General features: G+C 64.2%; 18 protein-coding genes and 1 pseudogene. 8 read left to right on the forward strand and 11 right to left on the reverse strand.

Features of this window, described 5'->3' with window-relative positions:
- Positions 1-39 precede the first annotated feature (39 nt).
- Both B0G74_RS19855 and B0G74_RS19860 read right to left on the reverse strand, forming a co-directional pair.
- Positions 40-1,044: an arabinose ABC transporter substrate-binding protein gene (locus B0G74_RS19855; protein ID WP_132376479.1), complete on the reverse strand. Its 1,005-nt coding sequence runs from the start codon at positions 1,042-1,044 to the stop codon at positions 40-42.
- A gap of 126 nt (positions 1,045-1,170) precedes the next feature.
- Positions 1,171-2,619, reverse strand: coding sequence for an aldehyde dehydrogenase family protein (locus tag B0G74_RS19860; RefSeq protein WP_132376480.1), 1,449 nt, complete (start codon positions 2,617-2,619; stop codon positions 1,171-1,173).
- Between the two features lie 246 nt (positions 2,620-2,865).
- On the opposite strand from B0G74_RS19860, the pseudogene B0G74_RS19865 reads away from it, so the two are divergent.
- A pseudogene (locus B0G74_RS19865) lies at positions 2,866-3,844 on the forward strand (LysR family transcriptional regulator).
- Positions 3,845-3,986: 142 nt separating this feature from the next.
- Entirely contained in the window at positions 3,987-4,541 is a 555-nt protein-coding gene (locus tag B0G74_RS19870) for a YaeQ family protein (RefSeq protein ID WP_132376481.1), read from the forward strand.
- 19 nt (positions 4,542-4,560) lie between these two features.
- On the opposite strand, the gene B0G74_RS19875 is transcribed toward B0G74_RS19870, so the two are convergent.
- Entirely contained in the window at positions 4,561-4,986 is a 426-nt protein-coding gene (locus tag B0G74_RS19875) for a VOC family protein (protein ID WP_132376482.1), read from the reverse strand.
- Between the two features lie 395 nt (positions 4,987-5,381).
- On the opposite strand from B0G74_RS19875, the gene ada reads away from it, so the two are divergent.
- The 4 genes from ada to B0G74_RS19895 all read left to right on the forward strand — a co-directional run bounded on the left by ada (position 5,382) and on the right by B0G74_RS19895 (position 10,071).
- Positions 5,382-6,560 (forward strand): bifunctional DNA-binding transcriptional regulator/O6-methylguanine-DNA methyltransferase Ada, encoded by a 1,179-nt coding sequence (gene ada / locus B0G74_RS19880; RefSeq protein WP_132376483.1) that lies wholly within the window; start codon positions 5,382-5,384, stop codon positions 6,558-6,560.
- Positions 6,557-7,474, forward strand: coding sequence for an AlkA N-terminal domain-containing protein (locus B0G74_RS19885; RefSeq protein ID WP_132376484.1), 918 nt, complete (start codon positions 6,557-6,559; stop codon positions 7,472-7,474). Before ada ends, B0G74_RS19885 begins: the two co-directional genes overlap by 4 nt.
- A gap of 267 nt (positions 7,475-7,741) precedes the next feature.
- On the forward strand, positions 7,742-9,358 hold the full coding sequence (gene gshA / locus B0G74_RS19890) for a glutamate--cysteine ligase (protein ID WP_132376485.1): 1,617 nt from the start codon (positions 7,742-7,744) through the stop codon (positions 9,356-9,358).
- Between the two features lie 212 nt (positions 9,359-9,570).
- Positions 9,571-10,071, forward strand: coding sequence for a hypothetical protein (locus tag B0G74_RS19895; protein WP_207915665.1), 501 nt, complete (start codon positions 9,571-9,573; stop codon positions 10,069-10,071).
- A 75-nt stretch (positions 10,072-10,146) separates the two neighbouring features.
- Here B0G74_RS19895 and B0G74_RS19900 read toward each other — a convergent pair whose 3' ends face one another.
- Both B0G74_RS19900 and B0G74_RS19905 read right to left on the reverse strand, forming a co-directional pair.
- Entirely contained in the window at positions 10,147-11,709 is a 1,563-nt protein-coding gene (locus B0G74_RS19900; RefSeq protein WP_132376487.1) for a DHA2 family efflux MFS transporter permease subunit, read from the reverse strand.
- Between the two features lie 135 nt (positions 11,710-11,844).
- Positions 11,845-12,387: a MarR family transcriptional regulator gene (locus tag B0G74_RS19905; RefSeq protein WP_132376488.1), complete on the reverse strand. Its 543-nt coding sequence runs from the start codon at positions 12,385-12,387 to the stop codon at positions 11,845-11,847.
- Positions 12,388-12,638: 251 nt separating this feature from the next.
- Here B0G74_RS19905 and B0G74_RS19910 point away from each other — a divergent pair, with 251 nt between their 5' ends.
- Together B0G74_RS19910 and B0G74_RS19915 are read left to right on the forward strand one after the other, a co-directional pair.
- The gene (locus B0G74_RS19910) at positions 12,639-13,010 is read left to right on the forward strand and encodes a hypothetical protein (RefSeq protein WP_132376489.1); all 372 of its coding nucleotides are present in this window, start codon (positions 12,639-12,641) and stop codon (positions 13,008-13,010) included.
- Between the two features lie 189 nt (positions 13,011-13,199).
- Positions 13,200-14,771, forward strand: coding sequence for an efflux transporter outer membrane subunit (locus B0G74_RS19915; RefSeq protein ID WP_132376490.1), 1,572 nt, complete (start codon positions 13,200-13,202; stop codon positions 14,769-14,771).
- A 123-nt stretch (positions 14,772-14,894) separates the two neighbouring features.
- Here B0G74_RS19915 and B0G74_RS19920 read toward each other — a convergent pair whose 3' ends face one another.
- From B0G74_RS19920 to gspI, 6 genes are read right to left on the reverse strand one after another with little or no spacing between them, the layout of a single operon-like run.
- Positions 14,895-15,674, reverse strand: coding sequence for a type II secretion system protein N (locus tag B0G74_RS19920; protein ID WP_132376491.1), 780 nt, complete (start codon positions 15,672-15,674; stop codon positions 14,895-14,897).
- A 34-nt stretch (positions 15,675-15,708) separates the two neighbouring features.
- Positions 15,709-16,212 carry a type II secretion system protein M gene (locus B0G74_RS19925; protein WP_132376492.1) on the reverse strand — a complete coding sequence of 168 codons (504 nt, stop codon included), beginning with the start codon at positions 16,210-16,212 and terminating at the stop codon, positions 15,709-15,711.
- The gene (gspL, locus tag B0G74_RS19930) at positions 16,209-17,636 is read right to left on the reverse strand and encodes a type II secretion system protein GspL (protein WP_132376493.1); all 1,428 of its coding nucleotides are present in this window, start codon (positions 17,634-17,636) and stop codon (positions 16,209-16,211) included. Before gspL ends, B0G74_RS19925 begins: the two co-directional genes overlap by 4 nt.
- Before the next feature lie 28 nt (positions 17,637-17,664).
- On the reverse strand, positions 17,665-18,798 hold the full coding sequence (gene gspK / locus B0G74_RS19935) for a type II secretion system minor pseudopilin GspK (protein ID WP_207915666.1): 1,134 nt from the start codon (positions 18,796-18,798) through the stop codon (positions 17,665-17,667).
- A gap of 1 nt (position 18,799) precedes the next feature.
- Positions 18,800-19,486 (reverse strand): prepilin-type N-terminal cleavage/methylation domain-containing protein, encoded by a 687-nt coding sequence (locus B0G74_RS19940; RefSeq protein ID WP_132376494.1) that lies wholly within the window; start codon positions 19,484-19,486, stop codon positions 18,800-18,802.
- Positions 19,464-19,880, reverse strand: a complete 417-nt coding sequence (gene gspI, locus B0G74_RS19945) for a type II secretion system minor pseudopilin GspI (protein ID WP_132376495.1) — start codon at positions 19,878-19,880, stop codon at positions 19,464-19,466. Before gspI ends, B0G74_RS19940 begins: the two co-directional genes overlap by 23 nt.
- Between the last annotated feature and the right edge of the window lies 1 nt (position 19,881).

Below are 19,881 nucleotides of genomic sequence, written 5' to 3' on the forward strand. Positions count from 1 at the left end.
AGCGAGAGACAGCCCGCAACGTGCAAACTCGAATCGCGCTTAAATACCGAGTTCTTTACGCACGTCCTGCCAGTTGCCGCGCACCATCAGCTTGCCGGTGGTCTGCGTATCGGCGGGCGGCTGCTTGCCGTCCTTGATCCACTCGACGAGGTTCTCCGTGCTTTCCTTGCCGTGCATCGTCGAGCTCACGGCGATCGTGCCGTAGAAGCCCGTCGGTTCTTTCTTCTGGAATTCGGCGAACGCTTCGCCCGCGCCGTTGATGCCGACACCGATCACGTCCGCGGCCGGAATATGTAATTGCTCGGTCGCGCGTACGCCGCCCAGCACGCTTTCCTCGTTCAGCGCGAAGATCACCCACTTCTTGATGTTCGGATGCTGCGCGAGTACCGGCGACGACGCGTTGAAACCGCCTTCGTCATCCGTCGTCTTTTGCGGGGCGTCGAAAATGTTTTCCTTCTTGAAGCCACCGGCAATGAGCGATTGCGTCGCGCCATCGGTGCGCAGTTTCGCGGTCGGCAATTCGTAATTCGTAATGCGCAGCGCGCCGACTTCTTCCGGCTTCCAGCCGCGGCGTTTCATCTCTTCAGCGATCGCGGTGCCGACCTGATTGCCGATCTTGAACGCGGACATGCCCAGATGCGGCACGTTCGGCAGCGGCTTGCCGGTGGAGTCGACCAGTTGATCATCGACGGTGACGAACTTCATGTTGTAGCGCTTCGCCCGCGCCTGGATCGCCGGTCCGAGACGCACGTCCGGTGCGCAGATCACAAAGCCTTTGGCACCTTGTGCACCGAGATTGTCGATCGCGGCCAGCACTTTTTCACCGTCCGGCGTGCCGATGTTCACCACCGCAAAGCCGTCCTTCTGGCCGAGCGCGCTCGCGGCTTTCTGTTCGTTGATGAACCATGCCTGTTCCGGCATCTTCACGAGGAAGCCGACTTTGAGCGGCTGATCCGCGTGCGCGGAAAGTTGCGCGGCAAAGGGCGCGGCGAGGGCGGCGGCCGCCATCGCGGATAGCGTCAAACGGCGAAGCTTGCTGGTCATATCTGTCTCCTGAAGTTGAAAGGCTGCATTGATTTCGTTTAGTTGCAGCGGGTGATGCACGGCGGCGTCAGCCGGGACGCGGATGAGCGTTAAGGTGCGCGGTAAAGTGAAGCGGTTTCATCACCATCAGCCCGCCACGTACGCCGTTTTCACGGCGGTCCAGAAGGCGGCGTCCGCGGCGCCGTAGGCCGACGCCTTACGGCCGCCGCCGGGCGCGTGATGCTCGACGGCAGTGGTCGGCAGATTGATCGTCACCAGGCCGCTGTGCACATGACGGCGAAAATGCCGCGCGCGATTGAGCGAGCGCGTGCAGACGCCGGCGCACAGACCGTATGCGGTGTCGTTCGCGAGATGCAGCGCGTGGTCGTAGTCGTCCGCGCGCAGCACGACGGCGAGCGGGCCGAAAATTTCCTCCCGCGCGACACGATGTTCGGATTCGCCGATGAAGAGCGCCGGTTCGAAAAAGTAGCCGCGCGTCGCGCGCTCCAGTTGCCGGCCGCCGTGCAGCAGTTGCGCGCCTTCCTGTTGACCGATGCGCACGTAGTCGAGATTGCGCTCCAACTGCGCGGCGTTGGCCACGGGACCCATGTCCGTGCCGTGCTTCAAGGCGTGATCGATCGAGAGCTTGGCGAGCTTCGCCTGCAATGCTTCCACGAACGGCTCGAACACCGCGCGTTCGACGATCAGCCGCGCAGCCGCGGTGCTGCGTTGGCCCGTCGAGCCATAGGCGCCGATCAAGGCGGCCTCGACGGCGCCGTCGAGATCGGCGTCGGCCAGAACCACGAACGGATTCTTGCCGCCCATCTCTAGCTGCACTCGCGCCTGGCGGGCGGCAGCGGCTTGCAGCACGCGTGTGCCGGTTTTCGCCGAGCCGGTGAAGCTGATCGCCGCCGTCAACGGATGCGCGACGATCCGCGCACCAACTTGCCGGCCGCTGCCCATCACGAGATTGAACACGCCCGCGGGCAAACCGGCGCGGCTGATGATCGAGGCCAGCGCCGCCGCGCAAGCCGGCACCGATTCTGCCGGCTTGAACACGACGCAGTTGCCGTGTGCGAGCGCGGCGCCGATCTTCGCCGCGGCAATCGCCAGCGGCGCGCTCCACGGCGCGATGATGCCGACCACGCCGAGCGGTTCGCGCGTCACGTCGATCTCGACGCCGGCACGCGCCGACGCGACGGGTTCGGCGAAAGCATGCAAGGCTTCGGCCGCGAACAACTTGAAGATCTGTCCGGCACGCGTCGCCTCGACCAAGGCCTCAGGCAGCGTGTTGCCGACTTCACGCGCCAGCAGCCGGCCGAGTTCGTCGCGGCGCGCGAGTATCTCGCTGCCGATGGCGTCGAGTGCATCCGCGCGACGCTGCGCCGAACCCAGCGACCACTCGCGGAAAGCCGCGTGCGCCGCTTCGATCGCCATGTCCGTCTGCCGCACGTCGGCTCGCACATAGTCGCCGACCGGGTCGTCCAGGTCCGACGGATTGAGCGAGACGCCCGTGGTCGCGCCCGTCTCCCATCCGCCATTGATGTAGTGGCGGAACGGACTTGCAACGAGTGGGACGAGCGGATCGCGGTTCATCGACGGAAAGGCGCCACGTGGGGAAGCTCAGAAAGTCCACGAATGGTATGAGCCGCCCCAATAACTTTCCAATCCCTTTTTAGGCTATCCCGATATCAATTTCGATATGGCATGATGGAGCCTCGCCTTGGCAGAGTGCGCGGTTCGTGGCTTCGAGCCGCCTCATCAGCAAGCATCTTGCGTGGGACCAGAGTAAGGCGCTAAAGCGCCCGCTCTGGTCGACAGAAAACAGGTTGGAGACAAGCCATGACGCGTAGCTACTCGAACTGGTTCGTGCGGGCGCGGCTCAAGACGCGGCAGTTGCTGCTGCTCGCAGCCATGGAAGAGGAGGGCAACGTCCGGCGGGCCGCCGACGTGCTCGGCATGACCCAGCCCGCCGCGTCGCGTCTGCTCAAAGAGCTCGAGGACATGCTGGAAGTGAGCCTGTTCGACCGCACGCCGCACGGCATGCACGCCACGTTGTACGGCGAGGTCATGATCCGTCATGCGCGCATGGTGCTGTCGAATCTGAGTCATGCACACGACGAGATTTCGGCATTGCGCGCCGGTCTGGCGGGGCAGGTGCGGATCGGCGTGATCGCGGCGGCCGCGGCGACCATGGTGCCGCGCGCGATCGCCAGCGTGAAAGAACGCTATCCGCAACTGCAAATCTGGGCAGAGGTCGAAACCTCCGATGTGATGCTGCCGCGGCTGGCGGAAGGCGAGTTGGGACATCATGATCGGCCGCGTGTTGGAGCGGCAAAACCAGTTCAAGACCGAAGTCCGCTACGAACCGCTCGCCGACGAACCGCTGTGCGTGGTGGCGCGTCCCGGCCATCATCTCGAAAATGAGACAGGCTTGACATTGCGTGCAATTGTCAACGCCAGCTGGGTTTTGCATCCGCCGGGCAGCGTTTTGCGCCATCGCTTCGATCTGATGTTTTCGCAAATCGGGCTGAATCCGCCGCAAAACGTGGTCAACACCAACAATTTTCTGGCGATTTCGAGCTTGCTGCTCCAAAGCGACATGTTGGCGGTTTTACCCGACGAAGTGGCGCGTCAATACCAACAGTATGGCGTTCTGAAGCGATTACCGATCGATTTGCCGTGCAGGATGGATACATTCGGTATCATCACGCGCCAGTCGCACCTGCTTTCGCCGGCGGCCTCGGTCGTGCTCGAAGCCTTGCGGGAAGCCGCTGGCGAGGTCTACGGCACCGCTTTCGAACCGACAGTGGCGCGATAAATGCTTCTCCCGTAGTCATGACAGCCGGCTGGCGGCGCGGGAGGAACAGAAGATGTACAACAAACACGGAAAACGGCAACGCGCCGTCGACGACTCTTTTTCAGTTCGCTCCGGTGGAGCGAGCGCCTGGTTTAGCAACGGCATGGCTCTCAAATCGACGATTTACAAGGCGGAACTGCAGATCGCCAACATGGACCGGCACTACTATGCCGACCATTCGCTGACGATCGCCCGCCATCCCTCTGAAACCGACGAACGGATGATGGTCCGCGTCGCCGCGTTCGCGCTGTTCGCGCAGGAACGCCTTGAATTCTGCAAAGGTTTGTCGGACGTGGACGAACCGGACCTCTGGCAAAAGGATCTGACCGGCGCGATCGAAACGTGGATCGAAGTCGGCCAGCCGGATGAACGGCGCATCGCCAAGGCGAGCGGTCGCTCGAACGAGGTGATCGTGATCGCCTACGGCGGCCGCACGTCGGATATCTGGTGGCAGGGCGTGCGCAACAAGGTGGAACGCATGCGCAACGTGACGGTGTGGACGCTCGGCGAAGACGTCGCCACCGCCCTCGGCTCGCTGGCCGAGCGGACCATGCGGCTGCAATGCACCGTGCAGGACGGCGAAGCATGGCTCGGCAGCGCCGAAGCCGATGCGGTGAAAATCGAATGGACGGTGTTGAAGGCGCCCGCCAACGCCTGACGCCTGCCGCTTCAAACGCTTAGAGCGACGTCACGCGAGCCGCTTCCGGTGGCCCCTTGAGTTCGACCATGTTGCCTTCCGGGTCGAACAGATACAGCGACTGTCCGTAGCCGTCCGCGCCGTAGCGCAGACCGAGTTCACCCAGCCGCGCGCCGTGTTCGGCCAGATGCGCCTTGAGCGCTTCAGCGTCGAACGGATCGATGCGCAAACACACGTGATCCATATTCCGCCCCGTGCCCGGCGCGCCGTTTTCGGCATGGTCGAGCCGGCCGCCGACCTGCAACAGGTCGATCAGCGAGCGCCCCGCGCGCAACTGTGTCAGGCCCAGATCGCGTTGCTCTTTCTCGACACTGCAGCCGAGCACGTCGCAGTAGAAACGCGCCATGGCCTCGACGTTGGTCGCCCGAATGACAACGTGATCGATCTCGCGAATATGGATTTTCATGTGGAACGCCCCTTGGCTCGCTCGCAGAACGGGTGAAATGCCAGTGTAGAAGAAAGGGCGGCGCTGCGAGTGCGGCGTCGTGAAACCGGTCTTGAGGGACGGATCAGACCCGTATGGACGAAAAAAAGCCCGCTCTATGTGGAGCGGGCTGAATCCATATCAGGAGGAGACATGGAGGAGACAAGTACTAATATACACATGCACCTGGTGCGACGCAATAACTTTTTAAGGGAAAACCCGATATCGTGCCAAATTGTCGCAGTTTTCCTCAAAACGGATGCCTGGCGGGGCTTCGAGCCTACGAAGAAGCGCAATGACAGAGCAAGAACCGGGGCGTAGTGTGTCGGCATGCGGCCTACATTGGTGAGCATCGACACCGTCTCTTCGGGACCATCATGAACCGCAAACCTACCGATACCGCCTCCGGCGCCACCGACTGGACTTCCGACGATGCGCGCTGGGAAGCCGTCACGCATCGCGAATCGCAAGCCGACGGCGCGTTCTTCTACGGCGTCAAAACGACCGGCGTGTTCTGCCGCCCGTCGTGCGCCTCGCGCCTGCCGCGCCGCGAGAACGTCGCTTTTTTCACCGATGCCGCTGCCGCGCGCGCTGCGGGCTTTCGCGATTGCAAGCGCTGCCAGCCCGGCGGCCTGCCGCGCGTGCTGGAAATCGTCAATCGTGCGTGTGCCGCGCTGGACGCCGACCCGCAAGAGCGCCTCACGCTCGCGCAATTGAGTGACGCCGTGCACGTCAGCCCGTTCCATCTGCAACGTCTGTTCAAGCGGGTGGTGGGTGTGTCGCCGCGCCAATATCAGGCCGCGCAACGGGGCGCCGCGTTGCGCGACGCACTCCAGAGTGGCTCGGACGTCACCCGTGCCACGCTCGACGCCGGCTTCGGCTCGCCGTCGCGCATGTACGACAGCGCCTCGGCCGAACTCGGCATGGCGCCGTCCGCGTACCGCCGCAAGGGCGCCGGACTCACCGTGCGCTATGCCAGCGCGCCGACGCCGCTCGGCTACGTGCTGGTCGCGGCGACGGAGAAGGGCATCTGCAAGATCGGTTTCGGCGACGACAAAGCCATGCTCGCCGACGACCTGCGCGGCGAATTCGCCAACGCCGACCTGTTGGAAGATACCGAACACCTGGCGCCGTTCATCGCGCAGATCGACGCCTATCTGCGCGGCACCCGTCAGGACTTCGATCTACCGCTGGATATCGCCGCGACGGCATTCCGGCAGCGTGTGTGGGACGCGTTACGGCGCATCCCGTACGGCGAGACGCGCAGCTATTCGGAGATCGCCGAAACAGTCGGCTCGCCACGCGCCGTACGCGCGGTGGCCAGCGCATGCGCGACCAATCCGGTCGCGTTGGCGATTCCTTGTCATCGAGTGGTGGCCAAGGGCGGAGCGCTGGCAGGCTATCGTTGGGGTTTGCCGCGCAAAGCCGCGCTGCTGGACAACGAGGCGCAGCACGCCGGCGACTTTTCGCGCGGCAAAGGCGAACGCAACCAGCGCGCCCATACAGACGTCGGCAACGACACCGAAACCACCACCAAACTGGACCACGCCGCGTGAGTACGCTTGACGAAGTTGCTACCCTTGAATTGCCGTTCAAACCACCCTTCGACTGGCCGCGCCTGCTGCGTTTCTTCGGCGGACGCGCGACGCCCGGCGTCGAAGCGGTGGAAGACGGCGCGTACCGTCGCGCGATCGATTGGGCCGGCGACAGCGGCACGCTGAGCGTGCGTCTGCATCCGCGCAAGCGCTGCCTCGTCGCCAGCATCGAAGGGCCCGTGAGCACTTACGCCGACGCGCTCGTCGCGCCGATTGCCAAGATGTTCGACCTGCAGGCCGATCCAAAGAAGATCGGCCCCGAACTCGCCACGGACCCGTGGCTCGCGCCGCTGGTCGAAGCCGTGCCCGGCCTGCGTGTGCCGGGCGCGTGGTCGGGCTTCGAGTTGGTGGTCCGCGCGATCGTCGGGCAGCAGGTCAGCGTGAAGGCGGCGACCACTATCATCGGCAGACTCGTGCAGCGCGCCGGGGAGCGCATCGAGGGGCATCCGCATGAGAACACCGCTTGGCGCTTTCCGACGCCCGCCGCGTTGGCCGCCGTGGATCTCGCGCAAATCGGCATGCCGGGTAAACGTGTAGCGGCGTTGCAGGGCTTCGCGCACGCGGTCGCTACCGGCGACGTGCCGCTCGACAGCAACACGGCCGACGCCGACAGCCTGCGCGCCGCGCTGCTCGCGCTGCCCGGCATCGGTCCGTGGACCGTCGAGTATGTCGCCATGCGCGCGTGGCGCGATGCCGACGCGTGGCCCGCATGGGATCTCGTGCTGATGCAGTCGATCTGCGCGCGCGATCCGTCGCTCGTGCGGCCCACGCAGCAACGCACCCGCACCGACGCATGGCGGCCGTGGCGCGCGTACGCCGCGATGCATCTGTGGAATGAAGTAGCGGACCGCGTGGGCGCCGCGCGTGGCGGCTGAAGGCAGGCGCCTCCTGGGAAGAAAAGCGTTTCGCGCGCGAGCCGCGTGACGGGCAGAGTGATGTGGCGCGCGGCCGACGAATTGGCGCAAAAGGCAGGCGGATTGGCCCAGGAAAGAGGCGGCCCGGAGTGCTCCGATGAGCCGCCGAGGCGGCCTCAAGCAGCCGTTCTGGCGAGATGTTAAAGTGCCCGCTACTGAAAATTCCGCCGAACGTTGTCAACCGCAGTGCTGCGGCACATGGCGGCCGACAACGCCCGACTCGCATCAATGCCAAACACGACACCTTCCCGCACGACCGACGCGTTCTCGCACCGCCTGTCCGTGCTGACCTCAGGCCCGCAGCGCGACGCGCTGATACGCGGCCTGCGCGGCATCGAAAAGGAAAGCCTGCGCGTGACGCACGAGGGCAAGCTCGCCTTGACGCCGCATCCGCGCGCACTCGGTTCGGCGCTTACGCATCCATCGCTCACCACGGATTATTCCGAAGCGTTGCTCGAACTGATCACGCCGGCTGAGCAGGACGTCGCGCTCACGCTCGAGAAGCTCGACACGCTCCACCGTTTTGTCTACGCGGAACTCGGCGACGAGATCCTGTGGAACAACTCCATGCCGGGCCTGCTGCCCGACACGGACGACGGCATTCCGATCGCGAACTACGGCAGCTCGAACATCGGCAAGCTGAAGTACGTGTACCGCATCGGCCTCGCGCTTCGGTACGGCCGCACGATGCAGTGCATCGCGGGCATTCACTACAACTATTCGCTGAACGAAGAAGTGTGGCGGCTGTTGCACGCGGACCAGCAATCCACCGCGAATGCCGTCGACTTCCAGTCCGATCGCTATCTCGCGCTGATCCGCAATTTCCGCCGCACCAACTGGCTGCTGATGTATCTGTTCGGCGCTTCGCCGGCGCTGGATCGTCGTTTCCTCCGCGATCGCAAACACACGCTCGACACGTTCGACGCCGACACGCTCTATCGTCCGTACGCGACCAGTCTGCGCATGAGCGACCTCGGCTATTCGAACACCACCGCGCAAGCCGCGCTGCACGCCGACTACGACACGCTGCCGGGCTACCTCGACGCGCTTGCGAAGGCCGTGAGCCAGCCGTATCCCGCGTACGAGGCAATCGGCACGCAGCGCGACGGCGAGTGGGTGCAGATCAACACGAACGTGCTGCAGATCGAAAACGAGTTCTACTCGACGATCCGTCCGAAGCGCGTCACGTATCCCGGCGAACGTCCGCTGCACGCGCTGGCCGCGCGCGGTGTGCAATACGTGGAAGTGCGTTGCATGGACATCGATCCGTTCGAGCCGACTGGTATTTCGCTCGAGACGTCGCGCTTTCTCGACGCCTACCTGCTGGTCTGCGCGCTCGACGACAGCGCGCCGTTGCCGCCCGACGCTTACGCCGAAGCCAACCAGAATTTCGGCCGTGTCACGATGGAAGGACGCAAGCCGGGCCTCGAACTGACACGCGACGGCCGTCCGGTTGCGATGACGGAATGGGCGAACGAACTGCTCGTCAAGATCGACGCGGCTGCGGCTACGCTCGACGCATTGCATGGCGGCGACGCGCATGCACGCGCCGTCGCGGTTCAACGCACGAAGCTGGCGGATGCATCGCTGACGCCGTCGGCGCGCGTGCTGCAGACCATGCGCGAGAAGCAGCAGAGCTTCCTCGCCTTCGGCCTCGAACAAAGCGAAGCGCACGCCGCGCATTTCCGCACGCGTCCGCTGGATGCGGAGCAGACCAAGGCATTCACCGATCTCGCTGCGCAATCGCTCGCTGAGCAGGCCAAACTCGAACAGGAAGAAGTCGGTTCGTTCGACGCGTTCGTTGCGGCCTATCGAGCGTACACGCTGAACCGGTTTAGCGTCTGAATAACGCTTGCGGGCAAGGTGAAGAAAGAGCGGCCAGCGTGGCCGCTTTTTTATTTCGCGCCGGTAACGTCTACGCAATGTGCGACCGCCTCGCGAACGCTATCGGCAAATTCTCCGCGCGTTCTGACGATTCTCTGATCCAGATGAAACACCGTACCGACGCCACGGTCCAAACTTACATGACGCGCACCACAGAGGGAGGATTCAACGTGATGAAAAAAAATCTGTTGGCCATGCTGTGCGTAGCGGCGGCTGGATGTTCGACGCAAGGGCAGGTCGATCCGGACGTCATGCAGATCGCGACCACGCCGTTGACGTGCTCGAACAAGTCGCAATGCGATGTCTGGTGGCAACGGGCGCAAGCGTGGGTGGCGGGCCATTCGACGTATAAGATCGATGCCTCGACCGACACGTTGATCCAGACAGTCGGCCCGGATGGCGGCAAGCGCGCGTTGGCGTATCAGATCACGCGCGCCGCGAATCCGGACGGCACGGCAACGATCGGTTTTGCCGCGCATTGCGACGGCTCGATGGGCTGCAAGCCGAACCCATGGGAAGCCGGCGCCGACTTCAAACAATACGTGCGAGGCACTGCGCCCGGCATGCCGCAAAGCGGCGCGAAACCCCCGCAAGCCGCGCCCACGACCCCGCATCCAGATGCCATGCAGGGTCAATCGATCCCGGCGACGAATGGCGAAGCCGTCACGCAATAACGGCTGAAGACGTGCGCGAAGAGTCGAAGGAAAATACCGTGTCGGCGCGCGTCCGCTGAAAGGCATCGTCGAACTTCAATGCCCCATTGAAGGGCCAACGCCCTTGCGTGGCTTGGTAATCCAGACCAGCACCGCGAGCACGAGAAACGCCGCGCAGGAAATGCGGAAGAAATCGTTGGTGGCCATCATGTAAGCCTGCGTGGTCACCACCTGATTCAACTGCGCGGTGATGCCGTCGCCGGAGAGGCCGATACCGGCCAGCGCATTGGTATAAGCATTCGTGTTCGCGGCGTAAACGTTGACCGAATCGGTCAGCATCGCGTGATGGTAGATCGTGTCGTTCTCCCAGTATGTCGTACTGACCGCTGTGCCGATCGCGCCTGACAAGGTCCGGAAAAAATTGGACAGGCCGGAAGCACTCGCCAGCCGCTCATCCGGCACGCTGGACAGCGTAATGGTGGTCATCGGCACAAAGAAGCAGGCGACGCCAATGCCTTGCACGAGCCGTGGCCAGATCACGTGATTGAACGGCACGTCGAGCGTGAAGGTGGAGTTCCAGAACGAGACGAACGCGAATACGATGAACGCAAAACTCGCCACCACGCGCAGGTTCAGCCGGTGCATGTTTTTGCCGATCAACGGCGACAAGAACAGCGCTAGCAGACCGACCGGCGCGGTCGCCAGACCAGCCAGCCCGGCGGTGTAACCCATCACGGTTTGCAGCCACAGCGGAAAGATCACCACCGAGCCGAAGAAGGCCATGAAGCCGAACGAGACGATCACCACGCCAAGCGCGAAGTTGCGATCCTTGAACAGCGAGAGATCGACCACCGGCTCTTTCTCGGTCATCTCCCACACCAGCATGAAGGCGAGCGACACCACCGCGATCACCGCCAGCGTGACGATAAACGTCGAATTGAACCAGTCGCGATCCTTGCCGAGGTCGAGCACCATCTGCAGGCACGACACGCCGATCACGAGCAGCGTGAGGCCGACCGCGTCGATGCGCTGTTTCGTGGTCTTCGTCTCACGGCCGCGCAGCAGCAGGAACGCGCACACCGCCGAGAACAGTCCGATCGGCACGTTGATGTAGAAGATCCACGGCCACGTGTAGTTGTCGGTGATGTAGCCGCCCATCACGGGCCCGAAGATGGGCGCGCAAATCACCGTCATCGCCCACAGGCCCAGCGCGAGTCCGCGCTTTTCCGGCGGATACGAGCGCATCAGAATGGTCTGCGAGAGCGGGACCATCGGCCCGGAAACGAGCCCCTGCACCAGCCGGAACGCGATCAACGACTCGAAGTTGTGGGCGAAACCGCACAGCGCCGAGGCGATCGTAAAGAGCAGCACGGACAGCGTAAACAGCTTCACTTCGCCGACCCGCCGCGCGAGCCAGCCCGTCAGCGGCACCGCGATCGCGGAGGCGACCGAATACGACGAGATCACCCAAGTGCCCTGGCTGGTCGCCACGCCGAGGCTGCCGGAAATGGTCGGCACCGCGACGTTCGCAATCGACGTGTCGAGCACCTCCATGAAGGTGCCGAGTGCGAGCCCGACCGTGAGCAGGGCCAAGGCTCCGCCTTTGAGCGGAGCGGGTTCGGCGGCGGGTAGGGCAGCGGCGGAAGCCGTGGCGTCCATATTTCTTCTCCTCAACCTGGAAAGCTTGTCGCGACAGCTTTATCGCCTGGTCCAAATGGCGTGCTTACATGCCGGATCACTCTCTGCCCAGACAGATATCTTCAAACAGTGACGCTCTTGTAAAGAGCGTCTTGGTTAGTCCTCGCCGTGTTCCCGCGGCGACTCTTCGGGTGATTCGTCCAGCGATTCCTGTTGCGGCCCCAATCCGCATCCCGCGCTTGCTCCCGCGTCGATGCCGTTCGCGATGAAACGGCCGAGCAGGTCGATCAACGTGGCGTGGTCGGCGGCCGAAAACCCGCGCAACTGCTCGTTCAGCACCGTTGCGCCCAGACCAGGTAGTTGCCGCGCGGCGTCGTGACCCTGCGGCGTCAACTCGAGTTTCACCATCCGGCGATCGGTCTCGCTGCGCGAGCGCACGATAAAGCCTTTCTTTTCAAGGCGATCGAGCAGTCGCGTCATCGATCCGCTGTCGTACGACATGGCGCGCGACAACTCAAACGGCGTGCTCGCGCGCCGCGACGACAACATCAGGATCACGCCGATCTGCTGCGTGGTCAGTCCCAATGGTTTGACCGCACGGTCCGTCCGCTCGACCAGCACATTTCGAGCTTTCGTCAGGTAGTAGCCAAGACTCGATTCAAGGTGAATCTCGTCCGCCTTGTAGGGGCCGTCAGTCATCGTGTATCCGGAAACGTCTCAGGCAGAACGGATTTTAGCTGCCTAAGCAGACAAGCCAAACTTGATTTCGCGTAGTGCGAGCGGCAGAAAAACAACACGTCCGACGTGCGTGGGAGGAAGTATCTTGAAATTTAATTGCATAGTCAATATTATTATAGGCAACGAGTTACGCGCGACCCGCGCCACCCGAGACCATGTTCTGACCGATTGTCTGCACGCCGCGAGCGCGCCGTGCGAAAAGGATTTCCCCGATGCTGTACCTCAAAAACACGCTTGGCGGCCTGAGCCGCTCCCTGACCGATTCCGCACTCAGCACCTTTCAAGGGCCGCACCGCTGGTGGAAACTCGCGCTGTTCGCCGTGCTGTTCGTATTGCCTGGCGGATCGGTCGGCGTGGCGGTGCTGGCGTGGTTCGAGCATCGGCGGGGACAAAAGGGCGTCAAGATGGCGAAAGTGGAATTGGTCGCCGCGTCGGTGCCTACGGTGAACGCGGCTGTTGTTCCTGCCGGCGCGGAAAAGCACGTAGGCCCCGCCGGCGCCTGCCAGGCGCGTGGCGATGCGCCGTGCCGGGCCGCCGCCGGTAGGCTGGCCCGCCAGGCCAAGTCTACGGAATCACGGGTGTAACGGCCTGGCCGGTAACAGCGCGTAACCTTCGCGACACCCTCAGTAACACACCTGCCTCCTTCCTCGCATTACCCTTTCAGTTTCCCGCGCCCAGCGGGCTCATACGTTAACATTCCGGCAGACCAAGATCTCGCCCGGCCGGCGGTGTCGCCATCGGCCGCGCCGCGGCGTCCAGAAGGAATTCATTGCATGCAGTCTGATCGAATCTCGCGCGCGCGGACACTTGCGCCTCGCGCCCTGACTATTGCTGTAGCCGCAGCCCTCGCCAGTCTGCTGGCGGCCTGCGCAGTCGGCCCCGACTACAAGCGGCCCGCCGCCGAAATCCCGGCGTCGTACAAGGAAGCCGCGCCCGGCTGGAAAGTCGCTCAACCGGCCGATCAGCAGGATCGCGGCGACTGGTGGACCATTTACGAAGATCCGCAGCTCAACGCGCTCGAAGAGCGGCTGAACACCGCAAACCAGACCGTCGCTCAATTCGCCGCCGCCTACCGGCAAGCGCGCGCGCTGGTCGGCGAGGCGCGGGCGGCGTATTTCCCGACCATCGGTGCGTCGGCGGGTGCAACGCGCTCCGGCAACGGGACATCGTCCGGCGGCAACTCGACCACTGCGACGAGCCGATCCGGCGTCGGCAACAGTTTCAACGTGCAGCTCGACGCAAGCTGGGAGCCGGATCTGTGGGGTTCGGTCAGCCGCTCGGTCAACGCGCAGAAGGCCGGCCAGCAAAGCGCTGCGGCGGACCTCGCCAACGCACGCCTGTCGGCTCAGGCCACACTCGCCCAGACCTACTTCGCGCTGCGCTCGCTCGATTCGACCCAGAAGCTGCTCGACGACACCGTCGCGGCCTACCAGCGCTCGCTGCAACTCACGCAGAACCAGTACGCAGCCGGCGTTGCCGCACGCTCCGACGTGATTCAGGCGCAAACGCAATTGCAATCGGCGCAGGCTGCCGCGATCGACAACGGCGTGCAGCGCGCTCAGGACGAGCACGCGATCGCCGTTCTGGTCGGCGAACCGGCCTCGACCTTCTCGATTCCGCCGATACCGCTCACCGCCACGCCGCCCGCCGTGCCGGCGCAGATGCCGTCCGCATTGCTCGAACGGCGTCCAGACATCGCTTCGGCGGAGCGCAAGGCAGCAGCGGCGAACGAACAGATCGGCGTCGCCATCGCCGCATTCTTCCCGTCGCTGACGCTGTCGGCTTCCGGTGGCTTCGAAAACTCGGTGTTCTCGCAATTGCTGACCGCGCCGTCGCGCTTCTGGACGCTCGGCCCGCAACTCGCCGCGACGCTGTTCGACGCCGGTCTGCGCCAGGCCCAGACCGACGCCGCGCGCGCTGCCTACGACGGCAATGTCGCGACCTACCGTCAAACGGTACTGGCCGCGTTCCAGGACGTCGAGGACAACCTCGCGTCGCAGCGCATCCTTGCACAGGAAATCGTCGTCCAGCAGCAAGCCGTGGATTCGGCGCTTCAGGCGCTCGCCATCGTCACGAACGAGTACAAGGCGGGCACGGTCGGCTACGTCAACGTGCTGACGGCGCAGACCACCGCTTTCACGGCCCAGCAGAAGCTGGAGACCATCGCCGGACAGCGGATGGTGTCGTCGGTGGGTCTGGTGAAGGCGCTGGGCGGCGGCTGGGACGTGTCGCAGATGAATCGCGAAACAGGCGATGTGGCGGCGCCGGCGCCGCTGCCGGCGTCATCGGCGGCGCCTGTCGCGCAAAACGGAACGACATCGCCGTCGCGGATGCACACCGAGTAGAAGCGCTGGCCGTCGAGGCAAAGCAAAAGAGGCATGCCGCATTTCACGGCCATGCCTCTTTTTCTATGGCGTCGACGCTCGGCCACCCATAGGTTCAGCAGCCTCGCGAGGTTATTGCGCGCCTCAGTGCACGAATGTCAACGTCACCGTGTCCGGCCCGCTCGGCCGCCCCAACAGGTTCAGCAATCCCGCGAGGTTATCGCGCGCCTCAGGCGCGGCGCTGGCCGTCCCCTGAAACGACGTTGACCCAGCCGACACCGTACCATTGCCGGTCAGCATCAACGGGCCCTTGGTGGTGGTCAGATCGAGCGTGGAGGACTCGCCCTGCGCCTGAAACAGCACGCGGTATGAGCCGAGCGGCTTGACCATCGACACCCGCGAACTGACGTCGGTCAGCGTGACGGTCAATTGCCCGAACGCTTCCCGATTGAAGCTGCGCCAGTCCGACCAGGACAGTTGCACGTTGCCTTGCAGATCGAGTGTGTTAAAAGGCGCGCCAAGGCCGCTCAGCAGCGAAGCCGGCACGGCAATCGCGCCCGGCGTGACGGTCGCCGTGCGCGGCGTGGCATCGACGGTGATCGGCTCCGGCATCGCTTCGCTGTGCCGCATGATCATGCGCACGCGGCCGGTAAACAGCGGCCAGAACGCCGTGTGCCATTCGATCCGGCCAGGCAGCAGCGTTGCCGCGCTCATGTCCGAACCGGCGGCCAGCATCAGCGTGGCCGAACCGTGCCACAGCGAGCCGGCCGGATTGACCAGATTGACGTGGCCACTCGTCTGTTTGGCGAACTGCGGCGTGATCCAGGCGGCCGGCAGCATCGCCAGCATCACGATCGCGGCGGACAGCACCGCGATCACCAGCCAGGGCAGGGCGACGCGCGAGCGCCGCATCCAGTAATTCATGCGAGATCCTGTGACGGCGCGGTCGCGGTTATTTTCATTTCGCGGTGGACGGCTGCAACGACGCCGTCAGGTCCACCTGACCGTCTTCCTTGAGCGCCGTGGCGTGCGCCTCCGAGACTTGCACCTTGAACTGCTTGCGCACGTCGTCGACCCAGTTCGTCCACGCCGGGAACGACGCGTTCTTCAACTGGATCTGGACCGCGTTGCCGATCACCTGGACCTGCGTCGCCGCGAGGCCGTGATCGCTGAGTGAAGCGGTGAGGGCGTCCTTCAGCGCGGCGCCGGTCGGCGCGACGCCTTGAGCCGCCGCCGACAATTGGCGCGCTTCGTTCGCTTGCGCGGTCATCTGCGCCAACTGCCGCTGCATGGCGGGCAGCGTCTCACGCAGATGCGAGCGGCCCTCCTGCGCCGGCGCCCACAGCACCGACCACGCGATCACCACGGCGAGAATCCCGCCGCCCCACGTTAGGATGGCTTTTTCGCGCTCGGTGCGCTGCTCCCAGAATCCGGCCCATGTTTGAGCGATTTCAGCTTTCATTGTCCGTTCCTGATGGTCCATTTGCCGGTATTGCTATCGATCGCGCCGCTCAGGCCGTTGCGGGCGAGGCGCTTCGCGAAATCGGGATCGAGCTTGACCTCCGGCTTGAAGTTCACGTCGAGCCGCCGGTCGTGATAGTCGAGCGCGGCGATGCCGTTGACCGGCACCGGCGCCAGCGAGCGCGCGAGTCCGTCGGCGAGCGGCAGGAAATCGTCCGGCGACAGCTCGCCCGCGGCGACACGCAACTGCTGCAACTGGCGCGCCATCTGATCGGGCGCATCGAGCACGACCGTGGTTTTGGGGAACGTATTGAGCAGCAGTTCGGTCATCTGTGTGTTGATTGCATCGCGTTGGCGCGCGAGCATCAGCCACTGCACGTTCGCGCCGATGATCGCAATCAGCAGCGCGCCGACCGCGAGCAAAACCGGCAGACGCAGACGCCGCAGCGTCGCGCGGTCGAGTCGCCACGGCTGCGAAGCGAACTCGAACTGGCACAGGTCGAAGCGGCACTCGAGCGCACGCCGCGCGAGTTGCTCGAACGGCAGCGGACTGGCGCCGTGGATGTGCGCAGCCAGCCGCGCCGGGCTATTCGGGGCGAGACTCGGCTCGTTGCCGGGCACTTCGGTGAGCATATGCAGCGAGACCTTCGCCGCCCCGGCGAGCGCGCCGAGCGTCGTGTTCACGGCGTTGGCCGGCACTGCCAAGCCTTCACCTTGCACGCCGCGTGCGATCGCCAGTTCGACGCGCGGCACGCTTCTGTCGCCCGCGCTGTCCACGACGCCTTCGAGCAGCATGGCGGGCGCGGTCTGCACGACCGCGCCGAGCACGGCGGCCACCATCGGGACGGCGACCGCTGCGCCGGGCGCCACCGCCGGCGCGACATCCGCCAGCGGCGTCGCCACACCCGCGGCGCCCGCCAGGGCCGGCTCACCGGCGTTCACCGTTTCCGCGACTTCGGCCAGCACATCGGCATCGAGCGCGGCCGCCTGCGGCAGGCAGCGCGTGACCGGCACCGCGCGCAAGCTGCGGTGGCCGGCATTGGAGAACGATTCGCAGATAAACCGGAACCAGCCGCGGTCGATGATCGCCAGCAGCTGCCGACCGCCCGCGAGCGGTTTCGGATCGACGGCGATGTGACAGGTCTGCGGGTCCTGGATCAGTTGATCCTCGACGATATTGGGCAATGCCTGACGCAGCCTCGGGCCGCGCAACGGCGGCAGTGTGGCGGGCATCATCAGCAGGTCGCGCGCGGCGACCATCAGCACCGTGGTGGAGGCGCGCGGCAGCAGCGCGAGCGCCGACCGGCCGGCGCGCTGGGCGCGGCCCGATTTGTCGAGCAGCACGAACGGCAGCTCCGGCAGTTGCCATTCCTGCGATGGCACCGCCGGATCACGCGGCGGCAATAGAACGATCAGCGTGCTCAAAGGCCACTCTCTCTGGGAAAGGCGTTATTCATAGTTGGTCTTCTACTCGCACGATACGCGTAGTGTGAGTCAATGCGTCGCGATAGACGAGGGTCGTGCGGTCCACCTCGGCGCGTTCGTGCAGCACGCGGCCGTGGATCAGGAAGTAATTCGAGTTGACGTCGAGTTCGCTCGGATCGATCGAGGTCGACTGCACGCCGGCGCCTTGCAACGCGAGCTGGATGTCGCCGACGTTACGGAAAAATACCGTCTGCCGGCGCGCGACGAACGCTTGCGCCGTCGACACGCTCATGCCCGGGATGACCGCCGCGATCACTTCGGCCGAAGCCGTGTTCACGTTGACTGCCGATACTGTCGGCAGCACGGTGACGAAGGGGCGCAAGCGAGCGACCATCTCCGGCGTGTAGCCGGGGATATCGAGCAGCGAGTCGACGCTGGTCATCTGGATCGGTGCGTTCGCGGAGCTGTCGTCGCTGTCTTCGATGCCAGGTTTGTCGGTGAAGCTGCCGCCGGTGGCTCCGCCCTGGATCGGCGGCGGGGTCGCGGTTGTGCCGTTCGTGGACGTGACCGTCTGGAAACGGGTTGCCGATTGCGCGAGGCTCGCGCGGACCTGGAGTGCTGTGGTTTTTGCCAGCTGGCTGTTAGCGCCGAGCGATACCAGTAGGCGCTGGTAGGCGCCGATTTGGTCCATGTCTAGTTGCATGACGCCTGGGGCCGGGCTCTCGACCAAATTTCTCAGGTTGAATTTTGCCTGGGCGTCTTCGATTGAACCGGATAGGTACGTTTCTGCGCCTTGTTGCGCTCTTACTTCGCCGATCTGGCCTAGGAAATCCGAGAGGCGGGTTTTGGCGATGGGGACGCCCCATAAGCCACCTAAGTAGGTGATGCCCGCGGAGGTGTCGCCTTCTGAGCGGAGAATCAGGCGCGTCCAGTCCAAGGCGCCGCGCGATACCCATTGTGCCTGGGAGAGCAGGCGCTGGTTTTCTATCCTTCGGATTTGGACTTGCTGGCGCCAGAGCATGCCCGAGACCAGAATCGCTGATAGCGCTACTACCAGCAGGGCGCTGATGATTGCTACGCCGTTTTGGGTTTTTTGGCTCTTTTTGTTGGCGCCAAAGGAACACACCCCAACTCGTCGGAAAGACAAAAAAGAGAACTTCATTTCACTCTCCGACGAGAAAAACGCGAGTAACAGGCCGCGCCAAAGACTTAGCCCCGACACTCACCTGAAGCCCCGTCACAGACCGCGGCAGCGGCGCACTCCCAAGCTGGGGCACCTTAAGATTATTGTCCGCCTCCGTAATGGCGCTCTGCACATCGCCCATCTGCGTCGTCCACCCCACCTTCGGCACGTAGACCTGAGCAGAAATAGAACCCACACCGCCCATCAACGGCACGCCACTCCATCCCTCGCCTTCGCTGCCGCGCAGCGCCCGTCGCAACTCGCCCATATTCCCCAACGGCGGCGACGCATACCGAATCACACGCCCATCGGACACCCGATACCGCACCACCTGCAACCGCGGCGCCGCTCCCGGCAAGTTCATCTGCCGCACGATCTGCAACACGCTGCCCGACACTGACACAGCCGCCTGCCCAGCCTCATCATCCGACGCCGCCTGCCGGGCATCGATCCTCATCTGATCGAACAACTGCGCAAAGACGCGCTCGTCTTCCATCGCGTTCGTAATCGTCTGCCGGCCGCGGATGATCTGGTCGAGCCCGCGCCACGACAGCACGGCAATCACCGCCAGAATCGCAATCGCCACCAGCAATTCGATCAGCGTGAAACCACGCGCGCCCCTCACGCCCAATGGGCGGCGGCGCTCAGAGCGAACGGTTGTTTTCATTCGCGACCACCGTCACCATCTGAGCCAGATTGCCGGACCCGCCCGGCATCGTCACCATCACTTCCACTCGACGAAACACCGGATTCGGCGTGGCCGTCACATGCTCTGTACAGATCAACTGCAAGTTGCCTTGCGAACAATCGAAACTCGTGGAACCCACGTTCGGCCAGGCATGCGCCAAATGCAATTGCGCCAACGTATTGTCCGCGCTCCATGACGCCAGCAAACGGCGGTGCAGATCGGCCTCGCCGCTCGCGAGACTGCCCACCGCACGCAACGAAGCGGCCAACGCCACCGCGATGATCGCCAGCGCCACCAGCACTTCGATCATCGTGAAACCGCGCTGCGCGCCGTGGCTCATCTCGCGAGCGGTCATGCTCCTGCAACGACGCATC

Origin of the sequence: Paraburkholderia sp. BL9I2N2 (genome assembly GCF_004339745.1) — a bacterium.
Lineage (GTDB): Bacteria > Pseudomonadota > Gammaproteobacteria > Burkholderiales > Burkholderiaceae > Paraburkholderia.